General features: G+C 65.2%; 25 protein-coding genes and 1 pseudogene. 8 read left to right on the top strand and 18 right to left on the bottom strand.

Features of this window, described 5'->3' with window-relative positions:
• Nucleotides 1-2: 2 nt before the first annotated feature.
• Complete coding sequence (locus J7367_RS13755) at nt 3-1004, bottom strand: KpsF/GutQ family sugar-phosphate isomerase (protein ID WP_022558840.1); 1002 nt, start codon at nt 1002-1004, stop codon at nt 3-5.
• A gap of 53 nt (nt 1005-1057) precedes the next feature.
• On the opposite strand from J7367_RS13755, the gene J7367_RS13760 reads away from it, so the two are divergent.
• The 3 genes from J7367_RS13760 (at nt 1058) to J7367_RS13770 (ending at nt 3129) form a co-directional block, all read left to right on the top strand.
• The gene (locus J7367_RS13760) at nt 1058-1285 is read left to right on the top strand and encodes a BolA/IbaG family iron-sulfur metabolism protein (protein ID WP_005913369.1); all 228 of its coding nucleotides are present in this window, start codon (nt 1058-1060) and stop codon (nt 1283-1285) included.
• Nucleotides 1286-1528: 243 nt separating this feature from the next.
• On the top strand, nt 1529-2803 hold the full coding sequence (gene murA / locus J7367_RS13765; RefSeq protein ID WP_057662270.1) for a UDP-N-acetylglucosamine 1-carboxyvinyltransferase: 1275 nt from the start codon (nt 1529-1531) through the stop codon (nt 2801-2803).
• A complete protein-coding gene (locus J7367_RS13770) occupies nt 2800-3129 on the top strand; it encodes a hypothetical protein (protein WP_022558842.1) in 330 nt (109 codons plus the stop codon). Before murA ends, J7367_RS13770 begins: the two co-directional genes overlap by 4 nt.
• A gap of 208 nt (nt 3130-3337) precedes the next feature.
• On the opposite strand, the gene J7367_RS13775 is transcribed toward J7367_RS13770, so the two are convergent.
• From J7367_RS13775 to purM, 5 genes and pseudogenes are all read right to left on the bottom strand, one after another.
• Nucleotides 3338-4021 carry a DUF3108 domain-containing protein gene (locus J7367_RS13775; RefSeq protein ID WP_042675742.1) on the bottom strand — a complete coding sequence of 228 codons (684 nt, stop codon included), beginning with the start codon at nt 4019-4021 and terminating at the stop codon, nt 3338-3340.
• A gap of 3 nt (nt 4022-4024) precedes the next feature.
• Nucleotides 4025-4852 (bottom strand): DUF3108 domain-containing protein, encoded by an 828-nt coding sequence (locus J7367_RS13780; RefSeq protein ID WP_057662274.1) that lies wholly within the window; start codon nt 4850-4852, stop codon nt 4025-4027.
• A gap of 66 nt (nt 4853-4918) precedes the next feature.
• On the bottom strand, nt 4919-5587 hold the full coding sequence (gene purN, locus J7367_RS13785) for a phosphoribosylglycinamide formyltransferase (protein ID WP_007966107.1): 669 nt from the start codon (nt 5585-5587) through the stop codon (nt 4919-4921).
• Between the two features lie 23 nt (nt 5588-5610).
• A pseudogene (locus J7367_RS13790) lies at nt 5611-6068 on the bottom strand (hypothetical protein).
• Nucleotides 6069-6085: 17 nt separating this feature from the next.
• Nucleotides 6086-7111, bottom strand: coding sequence for a phosphoribosylformylglycinamidine cyclo-ligase (purM, locus tag J7367_RS13795; protein ID WP_007966111.1), 1026 nt, complete (start codon nt 7109-7111; stop codon nt 6086-6088).
• Nucleotides 7112-7239: 128 nt separating this feature from the next.
• Between purM and J7367_RS13800 the strand changes: the two genes are divergently transcribed.
• From J7367_RS13800 to hda, 3 genes are read left to right on the top strand one after another with little or no spacing between them, the layout of a single operon-like run.
• On the top strand, nt 7240-8352 hold the full coding sequence (locus J7367_RS13800; protein ID WP_007970596.1) for a DUF2066 domain-containing protein: 1113 nt from the start codon (nt 7240-7242) through the stop codon (nt 8350-8352).
• The gene (locus J7367_RS13805) at nt 8349-9515 is read left to right on the top strand and encodes an AI-2E family transporter (RefSeq protein ID WP_057662277.1); all 1167 of its coding nucleotides are present in this window, start codon (nt 8349-8351) and stop codon (nt 9513-9515) included. Before J7367_RS13800 ends, J7367_RS13805 begins: the two co-directional genes overlap by 4 nt.
• Nucleotides 9512-10198, top strand: a complete 687-nt coding sequence (gene hda, locus J7367_RS13810) for a DnaA regulatory inactivator Hda (RefSeq protein WP_057662280.1) — start codon at nt 9512-9514, stop codon at nt 10196-10198. Before J7367_RS13805 ends, hda begins: the two co-directional genes overlap by 4 nt.
• Before the next feature lie 714 nt (nt 10199-10912).
• Here hda and murU read toward each other — a convergent pair.
• The 4 genes from murU to J7367_RS13830 form a co-directional block, all read right to left on the bottom strand.
• Entirely contained in the window at nt 10913-11623 is a 711-nt protein-coding gene (gene murU, locus J7367_RS13815; RefSeq protein ID WP_007966117.1) for an N-acetylmuramate alpha-1-phosphate uridylyltransferase MurU, read from the bottom strand.
• Complete coding sequence (locus tag J7367_RS13820) at nt 11620-12639, bottom strand: phosphotransferase (RefSeq protein ID WP_057662283.1); 1020 nt, start codon at nt 12637-12639, stop codon at nt 11620-11622. Before J7367_RS13820 ends, murU begins: the two co-directional genes overlap by 4 nt.
• Before the next feature lie 57 nt (nt 12640-12696).
• A complete protein-coding gene (locus tag J7367_RS13825) occupies nt 12697-12969 on the bottom strand; it encodes a GlsB/YeaQ/YmgE family stress response membrane protein (protein WP_042675747.1) in 273 nt (90 codons plus the stop codon).
• Between the two features lie 468 nt (nt 12970-13437).
• Nucleotides 13438-14931, bottom strand: coding sequence for a M20 family metallopeptidase (locus tag J7367_RS13830; protein WP_007966124.1), 1494 nt, complete (start codon nt 14929-14931; stop codon nt 13438-13440).
• A 157-nt stretch (nt 14932-15088) separates the two neighbouring features.
• Between J7367_RS13830 and J7367_RS13835 the strand changes: the two genes are divergently transcribed.
• Together J7367_RS13835 and J7367_RS13840 are read left to right on the top strand one after the other, a co-directional pair.
• Entirely contained in the window at nt 15089-15463 is a 375-nt protein-coding gene (locus J7367_RS13835; protein ID WP_008572623.1) for a helix-hairpin-helix domain-containing protein, read from the top strand.
• Nucleotides 15464-15882: 419 nt separating this feature from the next.
• On the top strand, nt 15883-16764 hold the full coding sequence (locus tag J7367_RS13840) for a HutD family protein (protein ID WP_209028939.1): 882 nt from the start codon (nt 15883-15885) through the stop codon (nt 16762-16764).
• A 248-nt stretch (nt 16765-17012) separates the two neighbouring features.
• Here the strand turns inward: J7367_RS13840 and J7367_RS13845 are convergent, their stop codons facing one another.
• The 8 genes from J7367_RS13845 to J7367_RS13880 all read right to left on the bottom strand — a co-directional run bounded on the left by J7367_RS13845 (nt 17013) and on the right by J7367_RS13880 (nt 25950).
• Entirely contained in the window at nt 17013-18806 is a 1794-nt protein-coding gene (locus J7367_RS13845) for a flavodoxin domain-containing protein (RefSeq protein WP_057662291.1), read from the bottom strand.
• The gene (locus J7367_RS13850; RefSeq protein ID WP_057662294.1) at nt 18797-19774 is read right to left on the bottom strand and encodes an FAD:protein FMN transferase; all 978 of its coding nucleotides are present in this window, start codon (nt 19772-19774) and stop codon (nt 18797-18799) included. The genes J7367_RS13845 and J7367_RS13850 overlap by 10 nt, the downstream gene beginning before the upstream one ends.
• Nucleotides 19775-19979: 205 nt before the next feature.
• Nucleotides 19980-20783 (bottom strand): DUF4198 domain-containing protein, encoded by an 804-nt coding sequence (locus J7367_RS13855; RefSeq protein WP_022558854.1) that lies wholly within the window; start codon nt 20781-20783, stop codon nt 19980-19982.
• A 176-nt stretch (nt 20784-20959) separates the two neighbouring features.
• Nucleotides 20960-21475: a DUF2271 domain-containing protein gene (locus J7367_RS13860; protein ID WP_007966136.1), complete on the bottom strand. Its 516-nt coding sequence runs from the start codon at nt 21473-21475 to the stop codon at nt 20960-20962.
• Between the two features lie 21 nt (nt 21476-21496).
• Nucleotides 21497-22138: a PepSY-associated TM helix domain-containing protein gene (locus J7367_RS13865; protein WP_057662405.1), complete on the bottom strand. Its 642-nt coding sequence runs from the start codon at nt 22136-22138 to the stop codon at nt 21497-21499.
• A gap of 7 nt (nt 22139-22145) precedes the next feature.
• Complete coding sequence (locus J7367_RS13870; RefSeq protein WP_057662298.1) at nt 22146-22904, bottom strand: tetratricopeptide repeat protein; 759 nt, start codon at nt 22902-22904, stop codon at nt 22146-22148.
• The gene (locus J7367_RS13875) at nt 22897-23583 is read right to left on the bottom strand and encodes a Fe2+-dependent dioxygenase (RefSeq protein WP_057662301.1); all 687 of its coding nucleotides are present in this window, start codon (nt 23581-23583) and stop codon (nt 22897-22899) included. Before J7367_RS13875 ends, J7367_RS13870 begins: the two co-directional genes overlap by 8 nt.
• Before the next feature lie 48 nt (nt 23584-23631).
• On the bottom strand, nt 23632-25950 hold the full coding sequence (locus tag J7367_RS13880) for a TonB-dependent siderophore receptor (RefSeq protein WP_057662304.1): 2319 nt from the start codon (nt 25948-25950) through the stop codon (nt 23632-23634).
• Between the last annotated feature and the right edge of the window lie 13 nt (nt 25951-25963).

Raw genomic sequence — 25963 nt, forward strand, 5'->3', positions numbered from 1 at the left:
TGTTAAACCACCTTGGCGCGCAACAGGTCGTGAATGTTCAATGCGCCCACCGCGCGGTGCTGCGCATCCACCACGATCAGGCCGTTGATCTTGTAGTCTTCCATGAGCCGCGCGGCCTCGGCGGCCAGCTGGTCGGCGCCGATGGTGCGCGGGTTGCGCGTCATCACCTGCGCGATGCCGGCGCTGCGCACGTCGATGTCGCTGTCCAGCGCGCGGCGCAGGTCGCCGTCGGTGAACAGCCCGATCAGATGGCCGTCGGCGTCCACCACGGCAGTCATGCCCAGCCGCTTGCGGCTCATTTCCATCAACGCCTCGCTCAGGCTGGCGTCTTCGCGCACACGCGGAAGGTCCTCGCCGGCGTGCATCACGTCGGTGATGTGCAGCAGCAGGCGCCGGCCCAGGCTGCCGGCCGGGTGCGAGCGCGCGAAGTCGTCGGCGGTAAAGCCGCGCGCATCCAGCAGCGCAACCGCCAGCGCATCGCCCATCGCCAGCGAGGCGGTGGTGCTGGAGGTGGGGGCCAGATGCAGCGGGCAGGCTTCGGCCGACACACTGACGTCCAGGTGCACGTCGGCGGCCTGGGCCAGGGTGGAACTGGTGCGGCCGGTCATGGCGATGATCGGGTTGCCCTGGCGCTTGAGCACCGGCAGCAGCATGCGCACTTCGTCCGATTCCCCCGAGTACGACAACGCCAGCACGATGTCGGCCTCGGTGATCATGCCCAGGTCGCCATGTCCGGCTTCGCCCGGGTGCACGAAGAACGCCGGGGTGCCGGTCGAGGCGAGGGTGGCGGCGATCTTGCGCGCCACATGGCCGGACTTGCCCATGCCCGTGGCGACCACCCGTCCGCGCGAGGCCAGCACCAAGCGGCAGGCCGCAGCGAATTCGCCGCCGATGCGCGCGCCCACGCTGGCCAGCGCCTCGCGCTCGATCTCCAGCACACGCTGGCCGCTGGCGACCAGGCTGGCGTCGCTGACGGTGGCGGAGGGCAGGTGCGAGACAGCCATGCAGGACTCGGGTGAAGAGTAGAATGTGCGCTCATTTTATGAGGAAACGCCCTTTGGACGCCGAAACCATCCGTAAACTCATCGAATCCGGCTTGCCCGAAGCCCGCGTCGACGTGCACGGCGACGACGGCGTGCACTTCGAGGCCACCGTGGTCAGCCCCGCATTCATCGGCAAGGCGCCGCTGGCGCGGCACCGCATGGTCTATGCGACCCTGGGCGAGCTGATGGGCGGGGCGATCCACGCGCTGCAACTGAAGACGCTGACGCCCGAAGAAGGCTGAACACAGCCGCCGAGCGGGCTGGGCCGGAGCGGTGCCCAGGGCGGGGCCGGGAAGCGGAATGCACCTGCATCGCCTCGGCCGGCGTCGTCCACGCTCACGCAGTGACTGCGTCCAGCGCGTCTCGGGCCGTACCCGGCGCGGCTCGATCCCCGGTGCCATCGCACGCCGCGTGCACCACGATCGATACGTCCCTCACTTCATTCCCCCGACATCCCTTCTACTTTCGGATTTCTTAAGATTCCCATGTCAAAAATCGTAGTGACCGGCGGCCAAGCGCTGCATGGCGAAGTCAATATTTCCGGCGCCAAGAACGCCGTGCTGCCGATCCTGTGCGCGACCCTGCTGGCCGACGCGCCAGTGGAAATCAGCAACGTGCCGCATCTGCACGACGTGATCACCACGGTGAAATTGCTCAGCGAGCTGGGCGCCGAGGTCACCATCGACGAAGGCACGCTGGCCAAGGGCCGCTCGATCCTGGTCGACCCGCGCTCGGTCACCCATCAGGTTGCGCCGTATGAGCTGGTCAAGACCATGCGTGCCTCGATCCTGGTGTTGGGTCCGCTGCTGGCGCGCTACGGCACTGCAGAAGTCTCGCTGCCCGGCGGTTGCGCGATCGGTTCGCGCCCGGTGGACCAGCACATCAAGGGCCTGCAGGCACTGGGTGCCGAGATCAGCGTGGAAAACGGCTACATCAAGGCCACCAGCAATGGCCGCCTGAAGGGTGCCCGCTACGTATTCGACATGGTCAGCGTCACCGGCACCGAGAACGTGCTGATGGCCGCGGTGCTCGCCGAGGGCACCACGGTGCTGGAAAACGCGGCGATGGAGCCGGAAGTCACCGACCTGGCCGACTGCCTGATCGCACTCGGTGCGCAGATCGAAGGCGCGGGCACGCCGCGCATCGTGGTGCAGGGCGTCGAGCGGCTGGGCGGCGGGCACCATGCGGTGCTGCCGGACCGCATCGAAACCGGCACCTTCCTGGTCGCTGCGGCGATGACCGGCGGCAGCGTCACCGTGCGCCGCGCGCGCCCGGAAACGCTGGACGCAGTGCTGGACAAGCTGACCGAGGCTGGCGCCACGATCACCACCACCGCCGACAGCATCACGCTGGACATGCACGGCAAGCGCCCGCGCGCGGTCAGCCTGACCACCGCGCCGTACCCGGCGTTTCCCACCGACATGCAGGCGCAATTCATGGCGCTCAACTGCGTGGCCGACGGGGTGGGCGTGATCAACGAAACCATCTTCGAAAACCGCTTCATGCACGTCAACGAGCTGCTGCGCCTGGGCGCGGATATCCAGGTCGAAGGCCATACCGCCATCGTGCGCGGTGCCGAACGCCTGAGCGGCGCGCCGGTGATGGCGACTGACCTGCGCGCGTCGGCATCGTTGATCCTGGCCGGCCTGGTCGCCGATGGCGACACCACCATCGATCGCATCTACCACCTGGACCGTGGCTACGAAAACATCGAGGAGAAGCTGGGGGCGCTGGGCGCGACCATCCAGCGCACCGCATGATCCTGCGCGGCCGTTTCACCACCCGGCGCAAGGTCCTGCTGGGTGTGATCGTGCTGATCCTGGCATGGCTGGCCTATGCCTGGAGCGTGGGCATGGCCATCACCCAGGGCGTGGAGTTCAAGGACATGGACTGGAACAACGACGGCACCGCAAGCCGCGAAGAAATCGCGCAATCGTTCTATGCAGTGGCGGTGAAGAAGACTGTCGAAGGCAAACGCCATTGCGACCTGTTTTATTGGCGCAAGAACGACCAGCAGATTCGTGTGGATTGCCGCACGGTGTTCAGCACCGGCGATGAGAAGCCAGCGGCCAAGCCTGAGGGTTGAGCGTGTTTCTGCGTGCTGCGGAGAGTCCGCCGCACGCCTATCGGAATAAAAAAAGCCCGGCTTGCAGCCGGGCTTTTCATCGCTGTCAAAGGCAGTGCGCCCGCCGAGCGAGTCGCATGCTTTGGCAGGAGCGTGCCTGCGCGCGACGGGGCGTTACCGATAAAGACCCGTCGCGCGCGGGCACGCTCCTGCCAAGATCGCCTGGCGTCTAGCGCAACGCCTTGATGGTCAGATCCAGTGCGTCCTGGCCTTTTTCCTTCTGCAGCAGGCGCGCCGGGACCGGCAGGTCCTTGACCACCCACGCGATCAATTCCTTGTCGCCGTCCACGCGCGACACCTTGGTGGCCTGCTCCTGCTTGCCGTTGACGGTGATGGTTTCCTTGCCGACCACCTTGTAGCTCATCGGCTTGATGCGGCCTTCGTCCACCATGCGGTAGTTGAGCGGTTTGCCGGCGGCCAGATCGCGCGTGATGGCCAGGTTGATCAGCAGCGCATCCATGTCGCCCGGCTGCAGTTTGACCGGGCCGCGGCGGTCCGGCTTGATATCCCCGCCCCAGGTGGCCTGACTGGTCTTCCAGTCGTAGTTGGCGGTGACGTTACGGCGCTTGACCATCATCGACGAGGTGTCGTTGCTGCTGACCGGGCGTAGCCGGCCATTGGCTTCTTCGAACACCGTGCTCTGGGTCAGGTTGGCGAGCTGGTTCTGGATGGTCAGCGTATACCGCCACTGATTGGCACCGGCGGCGGCCAGGGTCATGGTGCCGTTGGCTTGCATGCCCATGTAGTTGGCCGAGTAGTCGGCCTGGAATGGCTGCATGGCCAAGGCAGGCAGACTGGCCATCGCCAATGCGGCGGCGGCAATGATGGCGCTGGGACGGGGGAGGGTTTTCATCGGTCAGGCTCCTTGGTATTCGACCAGGCGTAGATCGACCTGATCCTCACCTTTGTCACGTTGGAGGATGCGCACCGGAGTGGGAACTCCGTTGGCGATCCACAGGATGGTTTCGTTGTCGCCACCGTTGACGCGGTACACGCGCAACGCGTCGTAGCTCAGATCGCCCACCTGCACCACCTCGGTGGCATCGGCGGCGCGGTAGTCGTATTTGCGCACCTTGCCCACGTCGACGTAGCGATAGCTCAGGCTGCGCCCGGGTTGCGCGTCGCGCATCAGCGACAGGTTCAGCGACAGCGCGCTCTGGTCGCCGTGCTGCAAGGGGATCGGCTGCTGGCGATCTTCCTTCAGATCACCGTTCCATTGCGCTGTGCCGGCCTGCCAGTTGTAGACGCCGGTGACCTTCTTGCCGAAGAACACCGCCTTGCGTACCGTGCTCTGGCTCAGCGGCACATAGGTGTCGCCATCCACGCGGAACACCGTGCTCTGCTCCAGGTTCAGGCCCAGGATGCTGGCGAAGCCCTTGCGGCCACGCACCGACATGTCGATGCGCCACTGGTTACCCTCGCCGTGGCTGACCTGCATGGTGGCATCGCCTGCTTCCTTGCCACGATAGAACGCTTGGTAGGTCGCCACGAACGGCTCAAGCGGCGGTGGCGTCCAGGTGCCGGCGGGCAGGGCAGCGGGCGGTGTCGGTGCCGCGCCTGGAATCGTGACCGCAGCGGGCGCCGCTGGTTCAGACGCGACGGGCGCCTGCTGTGCACGGCCTGGGCCGGCCTCGGTAAGTAGGGCAACAGTTAACAGCGCGGCGGCGATCGGGATGACGTTCATGCGCTGGTGGCGGGCACGGAGGCCGCAAGGATGTCCGGGACGGGATGAGGGGAATGTCTTCCGCATTCAGGCGAGTGCGGTGTTTGCGGACTCTAGTCGCAGTGGCGTAAACAGGCACTGACCGTCGATAAGCACGGTGTCGCCATGCACCGCGACGCGGCCACTGGCAAGCAGCTCCAGCGTGGCCAGGAGCAGCGGGTGCTCGCGCGCCAGCACCCGCACGGCCAGTTGTTCGGCACTGTCGCCGGGCAGGACCGGAACACGCGCCTGCGCGATCACCGCGCCGGCATCCAGTTCCGGTACCACCAGATGCACGCTGGCACCATGCTCTGCATCGCCGGCTTCCAGCGCGCGTGCGTGCGTGTGCAGGCCACGGTATTTGGGTAGCAGCGAGGGATGGATGTTGAGCATGCGCCCGGCGAAACGGCGCACCAACGGCTCGCCCAGGATGCGCATATAGCCGGCGCAGATCACCCAGTCCGGCTGCGCCGCCGCGATCGCCTCGCCAAGTGCGGCATCGAACGCGGCACGGTCGGCGAAATCGCGCGGGCTGGCACTCCAGCGACGCGCCGGCTCGACGTTCTGCAAGGCTGGCGCCTGCGGGCGATCGGAAAACACCCCGACCACCTCGGCATGCAGACGCCCACTGGCGATCGCATCGACAATGGCCTGCAGATTGCTGCCACGGCCGGAGGCCAGCACGGCCAGGCGCAACGGGGCGTCAGGTGCGGGCACTGGAGAGTAGGCTCACAGACATCTCAAACCGCAGCGTTGCCGGCACCGAACAGAGCCTTCACCTGCGGGCGCAGCAGCGTCACCAGCGTAAAGACGCCAAGCACGGTGCCGAACGGCATGAAGGAACAGGAAATGCCGGCCACGATCAGGCACAGCAGGTGGCGCCTGCGCTGGGCGATGCAGCGGCCGGCATAGGCCATGAAGCCGGCCATGGTGAGTCCACCCAGGATGAGCATCGCTGCAATGATCACGAAGACCCAGCCGAACAGCTGTATCTCCTGTGGCGCCGTCTGCCCGGTGCTGTCCTTCATGGGCAGACGCCCGGTGACGATGGCCAGCCCCATGAACAGGTGGATCAGCGGAATCAGGGAAAACAATCCGGTAAGGCCGGCCAGCACGTAGTGGAAGATCACAGCAGCTTGAGATGCTGCAGATCGTCGGTGCTGGCCGATGCGGTCGTGGCGACTGGGGAAGCGTCCATGCAGGTGTCCTGATCGATCAGCCGATGCGCACGCGCTCGTCGCCATGCGCCGTCACCACCTGGCCGATGCGCCAATGCGCCAGCGACTGCGCATCCAACGCCTGTTCTAGCGCGGCCGCCTGCGCGGGCGCGGCAACCAGCACGAAGCCGATTCCGCAGTTGAAGGTGCGCCACATTTCGGCATCGGCCACCGCACCTTCGCGCTGCAGCCATGCAAATACCGGCGGCAACGTCCAGGCAGTGGCGTCGATGTCCAGACCCAGGCCCTCGGGTATCACGCGGATGATGTTTTCGGTGAGGCCGCCACCGGTGATATGCGCCATGGCGTGGATCGCCTCACCGTGCGACTTCAGCAGCGCCAGCACCGGCTTGACGTACAGCGCAGTCGGCGCCATCAGCGCATCGATCAGCTTGGTGCCGTCGTCCAGCACGTGTTCGGCCGGCGCGCCGGCGCGCTCGTAGATCTTGCGGATCAACGAATAGCCGTTGGAATGCGGGCCGGAGGAGGCGATGCCGATCAGCACGTCGCCGTCGCGCACCTGTGCGCCATCCAGCAACTGCGACTTTTCCACCGCACCCACGGTGAAGCCGGCCAGGTCGTATTCGCCCGGCGGATACATGTCGGGCATTTCAGCCGTCTCGCCGCCGATCAGCGCGCAACCGGAAAGCTCGCAGCCGCGTGCGATGCCGCCCACCACCGCCGCAGCGGTGTCCACGTCCAGCTTGCCGGTGGCGAAGTAATCCAGGAAGAACAACGGCTCGGCGCCCTGCACCAGCACGTCGTTGACGCACATGCCGACCAGATCGATGCCGATGGTGTCGTGCCGCCCCAATTGCTGGGCCAGCTTGAGCTTGGTGCCCACGCCGTCGGTGCCGGACACCAGCACCGGCTCCTTGTACTTGCCGGACAGGTCGAACAGCGCGCCGAAGCCGCCCAGGCCACCCATGACCTCGGGCCGGAAGCTGCGCTTGACCAGCGGCTTGATGCGTTCGACCAATGCATTGCCGGCGTCGATGTCGACCCCCGCGTCGCGGTAGGTCATGGGCGAGGGGCTGGAAGGCGTCTGGCTGGTCACGGGCGGGGGGCTCGGCGGTAAAGGCGGCGATTTTAGCAGCCACGTTGGCGCTAGCGCCCCATTCGGGCAACAATTCACCCGGATACGCTTATGTCATGGAACCGTCGATGCGCCGCAGTCTCGCTTTCTTTCTCGCCCTCGTGGTCGCAATGCCCGTCGCTCCGGCCTTTGCGCAAGCAGATCTGCGCACCGAAGGCGACGTTGCCAAGGCGCAAAGTGCCTACGACGCCGAAGTGCCGGTCAATAGCCAGAGCGAATCCGATCGCCCCGGCGCACTGGCACGCGCGCTCGGCGCGGTGCTGGGCAAGGTCTCCGGCGACCGCGGCGTGATGAGCCGCCCCGGCGTGCCGCAGGCGCTGCGCAATGCGCCCAACTACGTCGAACACTACGACTACCGCCAGGATCAGGGCACCTCGCGCACCGGCGCGCCGACCTTCCGTACGACCCTGGTGGCACGTTTCCGTCAATCGGATGTGGATGGCCTGATCGCTGCGCTGGGTTTGCCGGTGTGGCCCTTGCCCCGGCCCAAGCCGGTGCTGTGGCTTGCCATCGACGACGGCAGCGGCCCACGTCTGGTCGGCGTGGCTCAGGCCAATGCCGCGCGCAGCGTGCTGGACCGTGCGATCGAACGCGGCTACCGGCTCGGTCTGCCGAGCGGCGCCGCCGCCGAGCAGGCACTGGCTGGCGCGATCTGGCGCAAGGACACCGCCGCGGTGTCGCGCGCCTCCGCCAAATACAGCCCGCCGATGCAGTTGATCGGCAAGCTCTACCGCAACGCCGCCGGCTGGACGGCCGACTGGGTATTCGTGGACAACGGCAATGTGCTGTCCAGCTGGACCAGCAGCGACGGCGATGCGCGCCGCGCGATGGCCGCCGGTGCCGACGGCGCTGCCGACGCGCTGGTCAAGCGCTACGCCAAGCGGGTGGATTCGGGCGTGCCCGGCGTCTACCGCGTGGTGATCACCGGCATCAGCAGCGCCGACGATTATCTGCGTGTGTCGGCCGCGTTGCAGGGCGTGTCGGTGGTGCGCAGCATCCGCCCGGTCAGCGCCAATGGCGACCGCATGGAACTGGATCTGGAACTGCTCACGGGCATTTCCGGCCTCAACCGTATGCTCGGCGACAACAGCCCGCTGGTCTCGGTCTCGGTACCGACCGAAGGCCCGATCATTCTCGAAAACGAGCACGCCGAGTACCGCCTGAAATGACTTTGACTCCCGAAGCCGAAATTGCCTTGTTCCTGCGTCGCCTCAAATGGGCGGCGGTGATTGTCGGTGTGTTGTGGGTGGTTTCGCTGCTGGCGCCGATCCTGACCCCGTTCGTGCTGGCGCTGTTGCTGGCATGGCTGGGCGACCCGCTGGTGGACCGCATCGAACGCGCCGGGCGCTCGCGCAATGTGGCGGTGATGCTGGTCTTCGTGCTGGCGACGCTGCTGTTCGTGCTGGCATTGATGATTCTGGTGCCGATGATCGAACGCCAGATCATGACCTTGATCGATGCGCTGCCGCAGATGCGCAACTGGGCAATCGGCACCGCCATCCCCTGGCTGGAAGCCAAGACCGGCATGCAGCTGATGGCCTGGCTGGACCCGGAGCGCTTGATCGACTGGATCCGCAGCCACTGGGAGCAGGCCGGTGGCGCCGCCAAGACGCTCTTCGGCTACGTGTCGCGTTCGGGCTTTGCAATGGTGACCTGGGTGATCAACCTGGCGTTGCTGCCGATCCTGGCGTTCTATTTTCTGCGCGACTGGGATCGCCTGGTCGAACGCGTGGCTGCCGTCATCCCGCGTGCTTACATCGGCACCGCAAGCCGGCTGGCACAGGAATCCAACGACGTGCTCGGTGGCTTTATCCGCGGCCAGTTCCTGGTGATGCTGGCGCTGGGTGCGATCTACGCTACCGGTATGTCCATCATCGGCCTCAATCTGGGCTTGTTGATCGGCATCATCGCCGGCTTGATCAGTTTCATCCCGTACCTGGGCGCGACTACCGGCATCGTGCTCGCATTGCTGGCGGCCATCGTGCAGGCGCAAGGGCTGGATCTGAAATTGCTGATCGGCGTGGGTGTCGTGTTCACGGTGGGCCAGTTGCTGGAAAGCTATGTGCTCACGCCGCGCATCGTCGGCGACAAGATCGGCCTGCATCCGGTGGCGGTGATCTTCGCGGTGATGGCCGGCGGCCAGTTGTTCGGCTTCCTCGGGATGTTGCTGGCATTGCCGGTCGCGGCGGTGGCCAACGTGCTGTTGCGCTATGCGCATGAGCAGTACACGCGCAGCGACCTGTATGCGGGCGAGCGCGCCGGCATCGTGCTGCAGTCCATGCCCGAGCGCAGCGTGATCATCGACCCCAGCAAGGACGCAGATCGGTTGTGAGTGTTCCGCAGTTGCCGCTGGCGTTGCGCGCGCCACCCGATCAGCGTTTCGACAGTTACATCGCCGCGCCCGACGGCCTGCTTGCGCAATTGCAGGCGCTGGCTGCGGGGCAGGTGAGCGATTGGCTGTATCTCTCCGGCCCCGCCGGCACCGGCAAGACGCATCTGGCGCTATCGCTGTGCGCCGCCGCCGAGCAGGCCGGGCGCACGCCGGCGTATCTGCCGCTGCAGGCGGCCGCCGGCCGCTTGCGCGATGCGCTCGAAGCGTTGGAAGGCCGCAGCCTGGTCGCCCTGGATGGCGTGGAAAGCATCGCCGGCCAACGCGACGACGAAGTGGCGTTGTTCGATTTCCACAATCGCGCGCGCGCGGCCGGCATCACGCTGTTGTACACCGCGCGACAGATGCCCGATGGACTGGCGTTGGTGTTGCCGGACCTGCGTTCGCGGTTGTCGCAATGCATCCGGATCGGGTTACCCGTGCTCGACGATGCGGCGCGCGCGGCGGTGCTGCGCGACCGCGCGCAGCGTCGCGGCCTGGCGCTGGACGAAGCGGCGATCGACTGGTTGCTGACCCACAGCGAGCGTGAATTGGCGGCGCTGGTGGCCTTGCTGGATCGTCTGGATCGCGAATCGTTGGCCGCAAAGCGCCGCATCACCGTGCCATTTTTGCGGCGTGTGCTTTAGGATCGCGGGTCGTAAACGACCGATCTGCGGCTTGGTTGCAAGTACCGCTCAAGATGGTCGTGGTGCATGGATTTAAACAAAACAACCAGCCAACTGTCTGACGCGGTGAGAGCACCACGCCCTCGACGCTGCGCGTTTGCTGCAGGGCCCTTGCCCGCCCACCATCGCAGGACACGCTGCAAGTACGTCCCTGTAAGCTCCGTTGCGGCATCCATGCCGCCAAGGGTCCCGCGACGGTGGGCGGGAAACGACCAGTCGGCTTGGTCGGTACTCAGAGTTTTCAACAAGCGATCAGCACTGGCGACACGGCGTATTCGCTCTTCAACAAAACCATCAGCAAACTATCTGGTGCGGTGTCCTCGCCGATTGCGGGACCGTTGGCGGCATGGATGCCGCCATCGAGCCCCCATGGACGGGTTTACGGCGTGTCCCGCGAGCGGTGAGGGCACCGCGCACTCGAGCTCGAGTTCTTCGCGTTCGCTGCAGGGCCCTTCCCCGCCACCATCGCGGGACACGCTGCAAGTGCGTCCTTGTGAGCTCTGTGGCGGCATCCATGCCGCCACGGGTCCCGCGACGGTGAGCGGGCAAGGACCAGTCAAGTTGGTCGGTGCGCAACGTTTTTAATAAGCAACTAGCAATGCGCTGGCGCGGTGCTTCTGTTCTTCAACAAGCAACCGGCCAATGACGACGAGCGTTACGACAGCAAGGCTGCGATCAGGCGCCCTCGCGCAGTAACTGTGCGTCCAGCTCGGCCAGCCGCTGTGGTGTACCGACATCGGTCCAGCGCCCGGCATGGTGGATGCCGTCGATCAGGCCTGCCGCCATCTGCGCGCGCAAGATCGGCGCCAGCGCAAACCGCGGTGCCGTGCCGGTCTGTACTGGCAACGGACCAATCACCGATTGCCAATCGCGCAGCAGTGCAGGTCGATACATGCCGATGCCGGAATAGGTAAGCGTTGCGGGCAGATCTGCGCGCACCTTGCCATCCCCATCCAGCGCAAAGTCTGCGCGCGCTGCATAGACGGGGCGATCGACAAGCACCAGCTGCGCCAGCCCTGCCGGTGCCCGCGACAGCCGGGCAAAGTCGAAATCGGTCCAGATGTCGCCATTGACCAGCAGAAACGGCGCATCGCCCAGCAGCGGCAGCGCATGCAGCATGCCGCCGCCGGTTTCCAGTGGCGTCGCACCTTCATACGAGTAGGTCAGGCGAAGACCGAACGCGCTGCCATCGCCCAACACCTGCGGGAATTGCTCGGCCAGCCATGAGGTATTGATCACCGCCTCGTCCACGCCCAGCGCCGCCAGCTTGCGCAGGTGCCACACGATCAACGGCGCACCACCGGCCGACAGCAGCGGCTTGGGCGTGTGCTCTGTCAGCGGGCGCATGCGCTCGCCGAATCCTGCGGCAAAGATCAGCGCCTTCACATCGGGGCCTGCTGCGCACGCGCAGCCAACGCGGGTTTGATCACCCCGTCAAGCAGGCCGATTAACGGCGCAAGCTCGGCGTAGCGCGGCAGTACTTCGTCCAGATACGCAATGAAACGCGGCACATTGTCCAGATACCAATGCTTGCCATCGCGATGACTCAGACGCGAGAAAATCCCCAGGTTTTTCAGGTGGCGCTGCACGCCCATCCAGTCCGCATCGCGCAGGAAGTGCGCCAGCGGCGGCACCGGCAACCCGGCCGCCGTTGCTCGTGCATGATAGTGCTGCAGCCAGCCGTCTACCCGAGCGATCGGCCAGCTCACCGAGGTGTCCTTGAACAGGCTGATCGGGTCGTAGGCGATCGGGCCGATCACGCAGTCCTGAAAATCCAGCACCGCCGGGCCATCGGGCACGGGCATCAGATTGCGCGGCATGAAATCGCGGTGGGTGAACACGCGCGGCTGGGCCAGCGCGTTGTCCATCAGACGGCGCTGCACCAATTGCAACTGCTCGGCATGGGCGCAGTCCAGCTGCACGCCCAGGTGGCGGCCCAAGAACCATTCTTCGAACAAGCCGGCATCGCGTTGGAGCAGCGCTTCGCCAAACACGCCACTATCGGCAGGTGGGGGGATTTTTTGCAGCAGCAGCAGTTGGGCAATCGCGCCATCCAGCAAGTCGTTGGCGTTGGCGTCGGTGAGCACCTGTGCCAGCGTTGGCACGCCCAGGTCCTCCAATAGCAAAAAACCGTTTTCCAGGTCCTGGGCAAGCACCTGCGGTACGCGTACCCCATGGGCGCCCAATAGCGCATGCATGCGCAGCCACGGCGCAACGTTTTCCAGCTTTGGCGGCGCATCCATCAAGATGCGGTCCACGCCATTCCCGCGCGTGCGCCAATAACTGCGAAACCCCGCATCGACCGATGCGCGCTGCAGCGAGGCCAGTGGATCGTCGAGCGCTTGCTGTGCCCACCGCAGGCGAAGCGCGTCGCGCGCAGGATCCGGATGAAGTGACGTCATGGAGAAAAGAGGCGTAGGGAAGTAATGGATAGACGCAGCAGAAACGCTTTGAAACGCTCAGTGCTTGCTGCCACTGAACAACCGCAACAACGCCAGGATGGCAATCGCTCCGAGCAGCGCGCCAAGGAAACCGGCCGGCTCGCCCGCGCGGTACCACCCCATGTAACGGCCAAACCAGGTCGCGACCACGGCACCGGCAATGCCTAGCACGATCGTCAGCAGGCAGCCCAGACGTTGCGTACCAGGCGTAATGAAACGCGCCAGCAGCCCAACCACAAAACCGACCAGCAGAATGTAGAGCCAGCTGTCGCTACCAAACAGATGATTCATCGCAGCACCGAAGGTGGACGGGATCGGCAGACTAGCATTTCGGATGTCGCTGCCTCACGCAGCGGGCACAGGAGCGCGCAAGCGGATGCACTGCCTTCAGGATGGCATGGTCATCGGCTCCTGCTGCCAGGCGCTCATGGCTTCGGGCAGTTCTTTCCCGGGACGTTGTCTTCCTACAGAGAAGTCGTCTTTCAATAAAGAAATCCCTGCGGGAACCTTGACGATTTAGGTGTGCAAAAGACACCAGTTCTGCGCTGGGCAATGCGCACCAGGCACGTCCCGAAGAAGAGCAACGGCTATCCCCTCTCCCAACGGAAGCGGGGTTGGGGGAGGTGCGGGGCCAGGCAGTGCATGAAGCGGGTTAGCCCGACGACCAAGGTGCACCTGCAGTAGTCCTCATTTAAAAGCGCAGACCGACCTCTCATGACATCGATGCGCGCCAACCGCACGCATCGATGAAGCCACAACTCAACAGCAACCATGCCCACCATGACGGGTGCCGCTATCGGCGGCCACCGGCGAGCCGCTGGTTTCGCCGCGCAGGCAGGCGGCGTGATGGTCGGCAATCACCTTCGAGACGCAGGCAGTCACGCGCTTGCCCATCGGGATGTGCAGGAACTCGTTGGGGCCATGCGCATTGGAATGCGGGCCGAGCACGCCAGTGATCATGAACTGCGCGCCGGGAAACTTCTCGCCAAGCATGCCCATGAACGGGATCGAGCCGCCTTCGCCCATGTACATCGCCGGCTTGTCGAAAAAAGCCCGGCTGGCGTCGTCGATCGCCTTCTCCAGCCATGGCGCCATCGCTGGTGCATTCCAGCCAGACGAGGCCTTTTCCAGATCGAGCGTCACCTGCGCACCATTGGGCGGGTCGCGCAGTAGCGCTGTCTTGAGCAACTCGCCGCACGCCTTCCCGTCGGCCGTTGGCGGCAGTCGCAGCGACAGTTTCACCGCGGTCTGCGGACGCAGTACGTTGCCGGCCGACGCCAGCGGCGGCATGCCGTCCACACCGGTGATCGACAGCGCCGGGCGCCAGGTGCGGTTCAACACCAATTCGGTGAGGTCCTCGTGCATCGGCACCAGGCCATCGACCATCGGGAATTTGTCGAAGATAGCGGTATCCAGTGTGGCAGCGGCGGCCTTCGCTTGGGTCAGCCGCTCGGCCGGCACCTCCACATGCAGGCCATCGAGCAGGATGCGGCCGGTGGTTTCGTCTTCGATGCGCGACAGAAGCTGGCGTAGCAGGCGGAAGCTGGACGGCACCACGCCCGAGGCATCGCCCGAGTGCACGCCTTCTTCCAGCACCTTGACCGTCAGGTTGCCGCCGGTCAGCCCGCGCAGCGACGTCGTGCACCACAGCTGCTCGTAATTGCCGCAGCCCGAGTCCAGGCACACCACCAGCGACGGCTTGCCGATGCGCTCGGCAAGATGGTCCACATAGGCCGGTAGATCGTAGCTGCCGGATTCCTCGCAGGCCTCGATCAACACCACGCAGCGCGCATGCGGCAGGTCCTGGTTGCGCAGCGCCAGGATCGCGGCCAGCGACCCGAAGATGGCGTAGCCGTCGTCGGCGCCACCACGCCCATACAACTTGTCGCCGCGCAACACCGGCTCCCAGGGCCCGAGGTCCGCATCCCAGCCGGTCATCTCCGGCTGCTTGTCCAGGTGACCGTACAGCAGCACGGTGTCGTCCCCCGATTCGGGGCCGGTGGCCGGGATCTCGATGAAGATCAATGGCGTGCGGCCTTCCAGGCGCACCACCTCCACCTGCATGCCGTCGATGGCCTGCGCGCGCGCCCAGGTCTCCATCAACACGACCGCCTGCTCCATATAGCCATGGGCCACCCAATCGGCATCGAACATCGGCGACTTGTTGGGAATACGGATGTAATCGACCAGTTGCGGGACGATCTCGCGGTCCCAGGTGTCGCTGACGAATTGGTCGATCTTGGCGCTGTCCATGGAGGCTCCGAATGCGTGACGTAGCCGGACATTCTACGCCCGCCTTGGGGGGTAGGTATTTCCCTACAAGGCGGCGCGCAGTTCACCGGCTGTGTGAAAAGTTCGTTGGCGATAGGATTGCTGCATGTGGCGCGGGACACTGGCTCCGCTGGCAGGAATGCTGGCTAGGACCATCACCCAAGCCACAAGGAGCGTTGCAATGAAGTCATTTACCGTAGTCCTGAAGTCCCTGCTACTGGCGTTGCTGTTGTCCTCGAATGCGTATGCACTCGATAAGGTCGATATCAACACCGCGTCTGCTGAGGAATTGGACAAGGTGCTGATGAATGTCGGGCGATCAAAAGCCGAGGCAATCGTCGAGCACCGTCAGGCAAACGGTCCCTTCAAAAGTGCCGAGGAACTGGCACTGGTCAAGGGCATCGGACTCAAGACGGTCGAACGGAATCGCGACCTGATCGAAGTTGGAGCCACGATGGCTCCAGCCAAGAAGGCTGCCAAGGGGGCGGCGGTGAAACCGGTGGGACGGCGTTAAGGGGAAGGGATCCGAGATACGGTTCGACGCGAGGATGCGTGGCCGCAACCTAACTGGACAGGATGTCCGGGGGATGGCTGGAAGCCGACAAGGACGTGGAATCGCCCGGTGTTGCACTTGGATGTGCAGCCGGGCGTTTTTCGTTTGGGTCTCTGAAGATCTTGGGATCGCGCATTGCCAGGGTGCTGTCAGGTTGACAGCAAAACCAGCGGGTGGTCTTCAGTCGGATATCGACTGCGCTGCAAAGCCTCGACGTGTTCGAGTGACTCATGCGTAGCGAACACCGGTCGAGCCCGCATCGTGTCGTTAGCCCGCTTCCAGATGTTCAGGTCGCTGGCTATGCGTCTTGCCGATAAAGGCAGACGAAGCGGCAAACTACGGCCTGACCTCGGGGCGCGAGCTTCAGGCACAATGCGCCGATGCAGCTGACAGACCTGAGCAGCCGGGTGATTCCGGCCAATGAATACCGCCGTGAGCGGTGGCGCAATCAGTTGGGTTGGACCCGAGAGATCCTGCGTCTGGGCGATAAGGCGCAGTGGGCATTGCGGCTGTCGATTGCCGAAATCGAGCAGGATGCCGCGTTCTCTGCATTCCCGGGCATCGATCGTGAGTTGGTGCTGCTTCGGGGTAGTGGCATGCGTTTGACGTTCGGCAGTGGCGATGCTGATGTCGAAACCGAAACCGAAACCGAAACCGAAACCGAAGCCGAAGCCGAAGCCGAAGCCGAAGCCGAAGCCGAAGCCGGTACCAGTGCTAGTGCTAGTGGCAGTGCTGGCGCTCGTGCGAACGTCAGCACCGAGAATGCCGAAACCGAAACCGCTGCGGATGCCTGGAAGGGGATGGGTTCAGACGCTAGTGGCGCAGAGAGTGTCGGCGAGCATGCTGCTGTCGATGGATCGCTGAGCGCTGGTGAGCGCGTCGTTGCCAACGCTTCCCGCAGCAGGCGTGTCGACTTAGTGCCGCCCTATCAACGCGTGCGATTTGCCGGCGAAGATGCGGTTGAGGCGGTGCTGCTGGACGGTCCTACCCAGGATTTCAACCTGATGTGGCGGCGCGATTTGCTGCGGACCGAGCTGCTGCATCGTCCGCTGGTCGGCACCATGTTGTTCTTTGCCGACCCGGGTAGCGCCTGGGCGATTCATCTGCTTGCCGGCCAGGCGAGTTTCGGGCGCGATAGCGGTTTGCCGTCGTTGGCCGCTGGCGATACCGCGTGGCTGAGCGCAGCGACGCGCACCCGTTACGTGCTCGACGGTGGCGGCGAGTTGTTGGCGATCCGGGTGAGTCCGTTGCTGGAACCTTGAGCCTGACGGACACCGCTACTTGGTCCTGCCCGCGGCGGATCGGTCAGCGGCGCAAGCCCCTGCTGGTTGTGTGCGGTCCGGATATCTTGGATGTGCGTCTGCCCGCGGTTTGTAGCCCGTGCTTTTGGGTCGCGAGCGGACGGTGTCCTATGTCGCAGGCGTGCTGGACGAAATGCAAACCGTGGCGTCGACGCGTGTCTGGCCGATTAGTGGTATGAAAGGTTCAGCGGCGCGGGTGACGCGGATCATCAGTACACATCGCGTCGGTAGCGGCCGTCGTGTATCAGTTGCTGTCTGACCGATGCACCCAGGATATTGTCTAGCGCATGGTCTACCTCTGGCGCCATGCCGCGAAGGCTGCCGCACACATAGAGGCAGGCACCTTGCTCGACCCATACGCGCACCTCGGCGGCGGCCGCACTCAGTGCGTGCTGCACATAGCGTGCGGGTTGATCCTGATCGCGCGAGTACACGCGGTCCAGACGTTCGAGCCAGCCGGCTTGTTGCCAGTGCTGCAGTTCCTCGGCGTAGAGCGCATCGTGCGCAGCGCTGCGTTCGCCGAACACCAACCAGTTGCGCCGCGCTCCGGCAGCGATACGTGCGCGCAGATGCGCGCGCAGGCCGGCGATGCCGGTACCGTTGCCGATCAGCAGCATGGGCCGATCGGGAGCCGGCGGGTGGAAGCCGGGATTGCTGCGTAGGCGCAATGCAATCGGTGCGCCGATCGGAGCATGCACGCACAGCCAGCCGCTGCCCAGGCCCAGGCTGCCGTCGCTGTGGCGGTGTTCGCGTATCAATAGTTCGATCTGACCTTCTTCGGGGATCGAGGCGAGCGAGTAGTCGCGATGCGGGAGGGCGACCAGATTGCGCACCAGCGTTTCAACGTCCAGTGGCGATGCGGTGCCGATCCCGGAAGCTGTACCCATCGTCGCAGTCGCCTGTGCCTTCGTCTCTTCGGTTGCGTTGCCTGCGGCCAGCGCCACATCCACCCATGCGGCGATTTCCGCGTCTACCGTCGCAGCTGCTTGTTCGGCTGCTTTTCGGGATGGGGCTGCATTTTTCTCCCTGCCGACAGCCAGATCGGCAGGAAGCTGCGCGCCGCTGAGCCAGTCGCGCAGCATGCGGTTGTCGATAGACTGCGCGCCATCGCAGCGATGCCGGCGCAACCAGGCGTCCACCGTGGCAGGTGGATGGTGTGGCGCGATCTCGGCGATGTCGCCTGCTTTCCACGTGGGTAATTGGCCATCGCAAGGCGTCAGCCGCAGCCGATAGATCGGCGCGCCGGCACTGCCGGGATTGACCTGGACGCGCTCGCGCAGTTGCCAGGCTGCGTAGGTCGGTACGCTCCAATGCGGCTGCGTCGCGAGCGCGGGCGCCAGTTCGGCCAGTTGTCGCTGCCATTGGTGCAACGCACGCGGGTCAGCGTTGTCGACCTCGATGCGCGCGAACAAGCGTGTGTCACCGCGCGCCTGCAGGCGATCGTCGAGGCGCCGGCCGAATGCGCAGAACTGCGCGTAACGCCGGTCGCCCAGCGCCAGCACGGCGTAGCGGAGTGCGGCCAGATCCTGGCCATCAGCGGTCAGCCAGCGGTACTCGGCGGCCTGCAGATGGTCGGGTGCATCGCCTTCGCCGGTGGTGCTGACGATGCACAACAACCGCGCCACACGCGCGAGCTGGCTGGCATCCACGGCGTCCATCGGCAGTGCATCAGCGCCCACCCCGGCCGACTGCAAAGCGGCAGCGCTGCGTTCGGCCAGTTCGCGCGCGAATCCGGTCTGGCTTGCCCAGGCGATCAATACGCCATTGCCGTCGCCGTCGCCGTGGCTGTGTTGCGCGGTAACGTAGTTGGATGAGCGCCATGCGACGAGTACGCACAATGCGGCGTACGCCACCGTGCCCAATGCCGCCAATTGCCAGCGGTGCGGCGTCGGTGGGCTCCACCACGCGCCGCCATGCAGGCTTCCGAACCATGCGAGCAGCGCCGCCAATACGAGCATTACCATGCCGTTGCCGACCCAGGCGAGTGACATTGCTAGGCGCATGATGCGCCCAGATGCTGTTCGAAGGCAGGGCTCATCGATTCGTGGAGCGCACCGTTGTTGCGCGACAGGAAGCGCACCGCCAGATGCGCAGTGCGTGCATGGGCGAGTCCGTCATCTACGCCGAGCACCGTCATTGCCGTGGCCCACGCATCTGCATGCATCGCATCGTGTGCGAGCACGGTGACGGCGGCAGGCGCATGCGGCACCGGTACGCCGGTGCGCGGGTCGAACGTGTGCGCATAGCGGATGCCGTCGGCGTCGAAGCGGTGCCAGCGATCGCCGGAGGTAGCCACTGCCAGCCCATCCAGCGCGAGAACGCGTGCCGGCAATGCCGCGCCGGCATCTTCGTCGGGCGCGGATTCCACCAGCACGCGCCACGCGCTGCCGTCGGGTTTACGGCCGTATCCGAACAATTCGCCGCCGACCTCGATCAAAGCGCTCGCGATGCCGGCCTGCACCAGCGCGTGGTGTACGCAGTCCACGCCAAATCCCTTGGCAATTCCCGAAAGATCCAGCGCCACTGCGCCAGGCTGCAGCACGCGCATGCCGTGCAGATCCAGGCGCTGCCAGCCGCAACGCAAGCCGGCCAGCCCGATCTGCTCGCGCGTGGGCACCCGTCGTCGGCCGCCTGAGGCGCCAAAGCCCCACAGCTCCACCATTGGACCGATCGTGGGATCGAAGGCACCGCCGCTGGCCTGGGCGATGTCCAGCGCGGCGCGTAACACCGTATGAAACTCGACAGGCAGCGTCTGCCAATGACCCGCCCTGGCACGGTTGTAGCAACTGATATCCGATTCGGGTTCCCAGGTGCTCATCTGCTGGACGACGCGATCCAATGCGGCCTGGATACATGCGTGCAGCGGATGCAGGTCGCGCCCGCGCGGCGCCACCAGCTTCACGCTCCAGGTGGTGCCCATGCTGCGCCCCCCCAGGGTGGCGATGTCGTGGTCTGAAGGCGCTGCGGGCATGGCGTGATCGGATGGGGGCGGGAAGCGGCAGCATGCAGCAAATGTGCCCTTGCTGCCGTGCGGGACAGCTTGAGGCCAAGAGCGTCACGATCAGCCGTCCGTGCGTGGAACAGCGCAAAAACCAGTGTGTGCGAAAGATACTCCCCGCAGCGCGCGTTGGCCGCGCCCGCCTGGCGGCGAGCGCTGTGGTCTTTGTGCGCTGCGCTTATTGCGGCAGCACTTCCAACGTGGCGACATAGCCCAGGCGACGTTGCTTGGCTTGCGGCAGCGAGGTCTTGGTGTCTTCGCTGGTGGTTTCCAGCCAGTACATGCCCGCTGCCGGCCAGGTGACGCTGAAGCCGCCCTTGGCATCGGTCTTGAGCTTGATCTCGTTCTGCGCATCGCGATAGCGGGTGCCGCCGCGCACGATGTCGATCTCCAGTCCCGCGGCCGGTTTGCCGTCCAGCTGCAGGGTGAACTGCGCGGCTTCGCCGGCGACCAAGTCATTGGGATGGGTGACCGGAATCAGCTCGATGCCCTTGCCGCTGGGCTTGAACACGCTGGTCGTCGGTGCGCCGCGGGTGACGAAGGTTTCCACGCGGCTGAGCGATTGCGAGACCTGCAGTTCCTTGGCGTCTTTCGGCACTTCGGTGGCGAAACTGGCTTCGTTGCCGCGCCAGCGCTTGGGTTTGCCGTCCTCTTTCCAGCTGGCGAACAGGCCAGCGTTGACGATGGCGAGCTTGTAGGTGCCGGGCTGGGCGAGCTGCAGGTCGAACACGCTGCGGTACTTGCCGGTGGCCGGGTTCTCCGGCTTGAGCGCGCTGCCATCGGGGGCGGTGATGCTCAGGTTGTCCAGCCGCAGCGGCACGTGATTGAAGTAGAACAGGTCGTTGGAGACGGCAGCATCCACGGTGATCCACGGCGCGTCGCCAGCGATGACGGTCTGCGATGGCAGCAACCAGGCCTTATGGGCAAGTGCGCTGAGCGGCAGGGTGGCAAGCAGGGCAACCAGGACGAGCGAACGTTTCATGACAACTCCTTGAAAGACGATGACAACGATGGGGCGCATGTAGGATCAGCGCGAGACTGCAACGCTGTCTGGATGCGTGGAAAGCGCCAGGCGTTAGACAAAACGCGTTGCCGCAACGCGAGGTGTGCACTGAAAAATCCACGCGCTGGAGAGCGCTGCGAGCGCCAACGCAGCGGTCAGGGCTTTGCAACCAGACTGACCGCACCGAGCTCGCTGCTGCCGCTGGCTTTGGCCGTCTGCGCGGACGTCGCCGGCCAGGTGAAAGGCAGCTTGACCAGTTCGCGGCCGCCAACTTCGCGTGCGGCTTCCACCACCAGCGTGTATTGCCCCGCCGGCAGCGACTTTAATGCGCCCTTGCTATCGGAAAACGACAGCGCATGCGCGCCGGCCGGCCGGGTGGGACCGGTGACGCCATCGACCGGCACGCTCAGGGTGCGGCCGCTCTTGCGCCACCACTGGCGCAGATCCGGCAGCCATTTGGTGCCGTGGCCTTCGGCGGTGTCCCTGGATTGATACCAGACCGCCAGATTGGCGGCGACCTTCTGATCTGCGCCTTCCAGCCAGACCGCGACATACGGGCGGTGGTATTCGGCGACGTTGAGCTTGGGGATTTCGACGTTGATGTCGAGTGTGGCGGCATACGCCGGCATGGCGAGCAGGCCGCTCAAGGCGATGGTCAATGTGGCGCGCATGATCGTCTCCGGTAGAAAGATTCAGTGGACCAACAGCAGGGCAAGCAACAGCGGAATCAGCAGGCCAAGGCCGACCAGCGGCCAGGTCATGTGCCGCTGCCGTGCATGCAGGTGGAGAAGGAACAGGCCGGTGATGCAGAACACCAGGCAGGCGATCGCAAAGACATCGATAAACCAGCCCCAGGCCGGCCCGGCATTGCGGCCTTTATGCAGATCGTTGAGATAGGCGACCCAGCCGCGCGCAGTGCGTTCGTATTCGATCGCGCCGGTGCGGCGGTCCAGGCTCAGCCAGGCGTCGCCGCCGGGGCGTGGCAGCGCGACATACACCTCGTCCGCCGACCATTCGCCGTTGCGCGTGCCGATGCTGATATCGAGCTCGCGCCCCAGCCATTGCGCCACGCGCGGCGGCAGCGGTGCATTGCCGTCCTGCCGGTTGCCCAGCGTCTGCAGCAGCGCGGGTGGCAGCGTCAGCGTGCGTTGTTCGGTCGATGGGCTGGCTTCGATGCGCGCGGCGTGATTCAAGGTCAGCCCGGTGACGGTGAACAACAGTATGCCAATCAGACACAGCGCCGAGCTGATCCAGTGCCACTGATGCAGCATGCGCAGCCAGAAGCCGCGGCGTTGCTGCGCGCTGGCGAGGCGAGCGTGGTCTGAGGTCGACATGCTGCGCTCAGGCCACATCTTCGGGAACGCGGGGCTGCAGTTGCCGCTGCCGTGCAGCCACCTCGTGCAGCAAGGCGCGCAGGCGCGGATGGCGCGCGCCGGCCAGCAGTGGTGGGAGCTGTTGCAGAAAGCCGGCGTGGCCACCTGCGATGGCGCGGCGCATCCATGTCTCGGCCTGATCCAGCTCGCCGCTGTCGGCAAGCAGGGTGGCGTAACCGGCCTGGCCGCGGAAATCGCCCGCTTCGGCAGAGCGGCGGTACCACACGCATGCGGCCAGAGGGTCTGCAGCGCAGGCCAGGCCCTGGTCGAGATAGCGCGCCAGGAAGTTCATCGACTTGGCATGCCCGGCTTCGGCCGCGCGGCGGTACAGCGCCAATGCCTGCGCGTGGTCCTGCGCCACGCCGCGCCCGGAGGCGTACATGTGCGCCAGGTTGTACATGCCCCATGCCAGGCCGTGTTCGGCGGCGCGGCGATACCACAGCACGGCCAGCACCGCGTTGATGGCGGTGCCGAACCCGAGTTCATGGCAGCGGCCCAGCTGGTTCATCGCCTCCGCACCCCCTGCGTTGGCGGCCACTTCGTACCACAGCATCGCTGCAGCCGGATCTGCGGCAATGCCGCGTCCTTCGGCGTACATCTGCGCGAGCAGCAATTGTGCGCCTACGTCATGGTTCGTAGCGGCTTTGTGCAAGCGCGCACGTGCCTGTTCCGGCTGCGTGCGCAGCAATGCGCTCAGCTGCGCGATGTCCAGCGCCGGCTCAGACATCGGCCCATTGCCGCAGCAGGTTGTGATACACGCCGGTGAGCTGGATCAATGAGGGATGCCCGGGCGTGTCCTGGGTGAGGCGGCGGATCGAAACATCCAGCTCGAACAACAGGCGGCGCTGCGCGGCGTCGCGCAGCATGCTTTGTGTCCAGAAAAAGCACGCCACGCGCGCGCCACGTGTGACCGGCATGACCCTGTGCAGACTCGTGCCCGGATAGATCACCAGATGCCCGGCCGGCAGCTTGACCGACTGCGTGCCATAGGTGTCTTCGATGACCAGCTCGCCACCGTCGTAGCTGTCCGGGTCGCTGAGAAACAGCGTGGCCGAGACATCGGTGCGCACCGCTTCGGCGCCGCCACGACTGCGGTCGTACCGCACCGCATTGTCCACGTGATAGCCGAACGACTGCCCGCCGCTGTAGTGATTGAACAGTGGCGGATAGATCCTGCGCGGCAACACTGCCGAAAAGAACGTGCTGCTGCGTGCGAGTGCCTCCAGCACCAGCGCGCCGGCCTCGCGTGCAACTGCGCTGTCTTCGGGCAACTGCGCATTGTCCTTGGCCTGTGCCGACTGGTGACCGGCGGTGATGCGGCCGTCTGCCCAGTCGGCCACGTCCAGCTGCGTGCGCAGCTGGCTGAGTTGCGCGGGGCTGAGCACATCGGGGATGGGCAACAACATGCGGTGGTCTCCACGTCGCCCGCGCAGCGCGCACGGCGTGCCTGAGGGTTAGAAGCTGAAGGTGGCGTTCAACACTGCCGAGCGGCCGTCACCCGGCAACGCCCAACCGCTGCCCGCCGTGACGGTTCCTGCGGCGTTGACGGTGAGGTTGTTGCGGATGCTGGTGTAGTACTCCTTATCGAACAGGTTGTTGACGTTCAACTGCAGGCTGAGCCACGCATTGACGCGCAGGCCGACCATGGCGCGATGCACCCAATAGGCGTCGGTCTTGCGGTAGACCGCGGTCGAGGTGTTGTTCGGATAGAAGCTGCCCTGATAGTTGACGCCGTAGCCGAAGGTCCATTGGTTGAGCTGGTAGGTGGTCCAGAGATTGCCGGCGTTACGCGGGGTCTGCACCAGTTCGCGCCCGGCGATGGGGTCGCCTGTCAGGCTGGCGGTGCGATTGGACACGCTCTGCAGCACTTCGCTGTCCAGGAAGGTGTAGTTGGCGAAAAGGGACCAGCGCTCGGTCAGGTAGCCGGCCGCGCCCAGCGCAATGCCGTCCACACGTGCCTTGCCGTCCAGTACCTGCTCGGGGACCAGCGGGTCGCCGCTGTTGACCTTGTAGTTCTCGCGTTCGTTGCGGAACACCGCGGCGGTCAGCGCCAGGCGCTCGTCCAACACGTCCCACTTGCCGCCCAGTTCGAGATTGACCGCGGTTTCCGGTTCGACATTGCAGTTGGCACCCACGGTGGAGGTGGCAATCGGCGTGCACGAGCCGTTGACCGAGGCCTTGGATGGCGTCTTCGCATTTGCATAGGACAGATACAGGCTGGCGTTGTCGACCGGCTTGAACACCAGTCCGGCGCGATAGGAAAACAGATCGTCCTTGCTGCCGGCCGGGAAGCCTGCGGCCACGCCGGTGATGCTGCCGGTAGCGTTGACGGTATAGGTGGTGGTGTCGCCTTCGTTGTGCTCGTAGCGGCCGCCCAGGTTGAGCATCCATTGCTCGTTGAACTGCAGCGTGTCGAACAGGTACACCGCCTGGTTGGTCAGGCTGCCCTTGCTGCGGCCAGTGCGGAAATAGTTCTGCGGGCCGGTCCAGATGTTGTAAGGGTTGTCGAACGACTGCAGCGGGTAGGTGATGCCGGTGGTGGAGCCGTCGGCGTTGCGGAAGAGCGAACCGCTATCCAGTTCGAAATCTTCCTTGCTGAAGGCGACGCCGGCGACCACGCGATGTTCGATTGCACCGGTGTGCAGCGTGGTGGTCAGATCGGTTTGGCTATGTGCGATGAAGTTTTCGGTGTCGCGCACCAGTCCGCGTGGCCCGCTGTTCGGGTTCCAGGTCGACGGCGGCTGGCCCACGCACGCGCGGCCGGTGTAAGCATTGGTGTTGTTGGCCAGGCACCAGGTGCCCTCAGGTGCGGTGGCGGTGGTGCTCTGATCCACACGCTGCAAGCGCGCCAGGCTGCGCAGTTTGACGTTGTCGTCGAAGTCCATTTCCAGCACGCCAGTGAGCATGTCCACGTCGATCTCCTGACGCGACACATTGCGATAGCCGTAATAGGTTTCGCGGTCCACGCCCGGCAACGGGCCATCGTTGAACGGGCTGAGCGCGAACGGCACGCCATACTGCGGCAGGTTGTTGTCGTGCTGGTGCAAGTAGCTCAGCGTAAAGCGCGTGTCCGAACCCAGGCCGAAGGCCACCGACGGCGCAACGCCCCAACGGTGACGGAATTCTTCGTCGCGGCCCGGCACGTCCTGGGTGTGGCCCATCGCATTCAAGCGTACGGCGGTGCCGTTTTCGAAGTCGTAATTGCTATCGGCAGTGAGGCGGCCGTAACGGTCGCTGCCGCCGCCGATCATGACGTTGGTGAAGTTGCCCTGGCCGGCGGTCTTGGTGACCAGGTTGATGTTGCCACCGACCGAGCCTGCGCCGGACATGGCCGAGTTGGCGCCGTTGATGAGCTCGACGGATTCGAGGTTGAAGGTGTCGCTGCGGCTGTACTGCGCGCTGTCGCGCACGCCGTCTGTGGTGATGTCGCTGCTGGCGGTGAAGCCGCGCAGGTTGATGCTGTCGCCGTAGCCGCCACCGCCTTCGCCCGCACCGAAGGTGATGCCGGGCAGGGTGCTGAGTACATCGCGCAGCGACAGCAGATTCTGCTGGTCCATGGTCTGCTTGGTGACCACGGTGATGGTCTGCGGCGTGTCGCGCAGGGCTTCTGTGTACTTGGGCGAAGACGGCTTCTGCGCACGTTCCTGCTGCACCCGGATCGCATCCAGATCCACCGCCCCTGGAGGCGCCGACACATCGTCGGGCTGGGCGAAAGCGGGGGCGGACAGCGTCAGCAACACGGCCGAAGCGAGCGGGGAAATGCGAGGCGTCATGGAAGGTCTCAAG

The organism is Xanthomonas sp. D-36-1 (assembly GCF_017746155.1).
Taxonomy (GTDB): Bacteria; Pseudomonadota; Gammaproteobacteria; order Xanthomonadales; family Xanthomonadaceae; genus Xanthomonas; species Xanthomonas cissicola.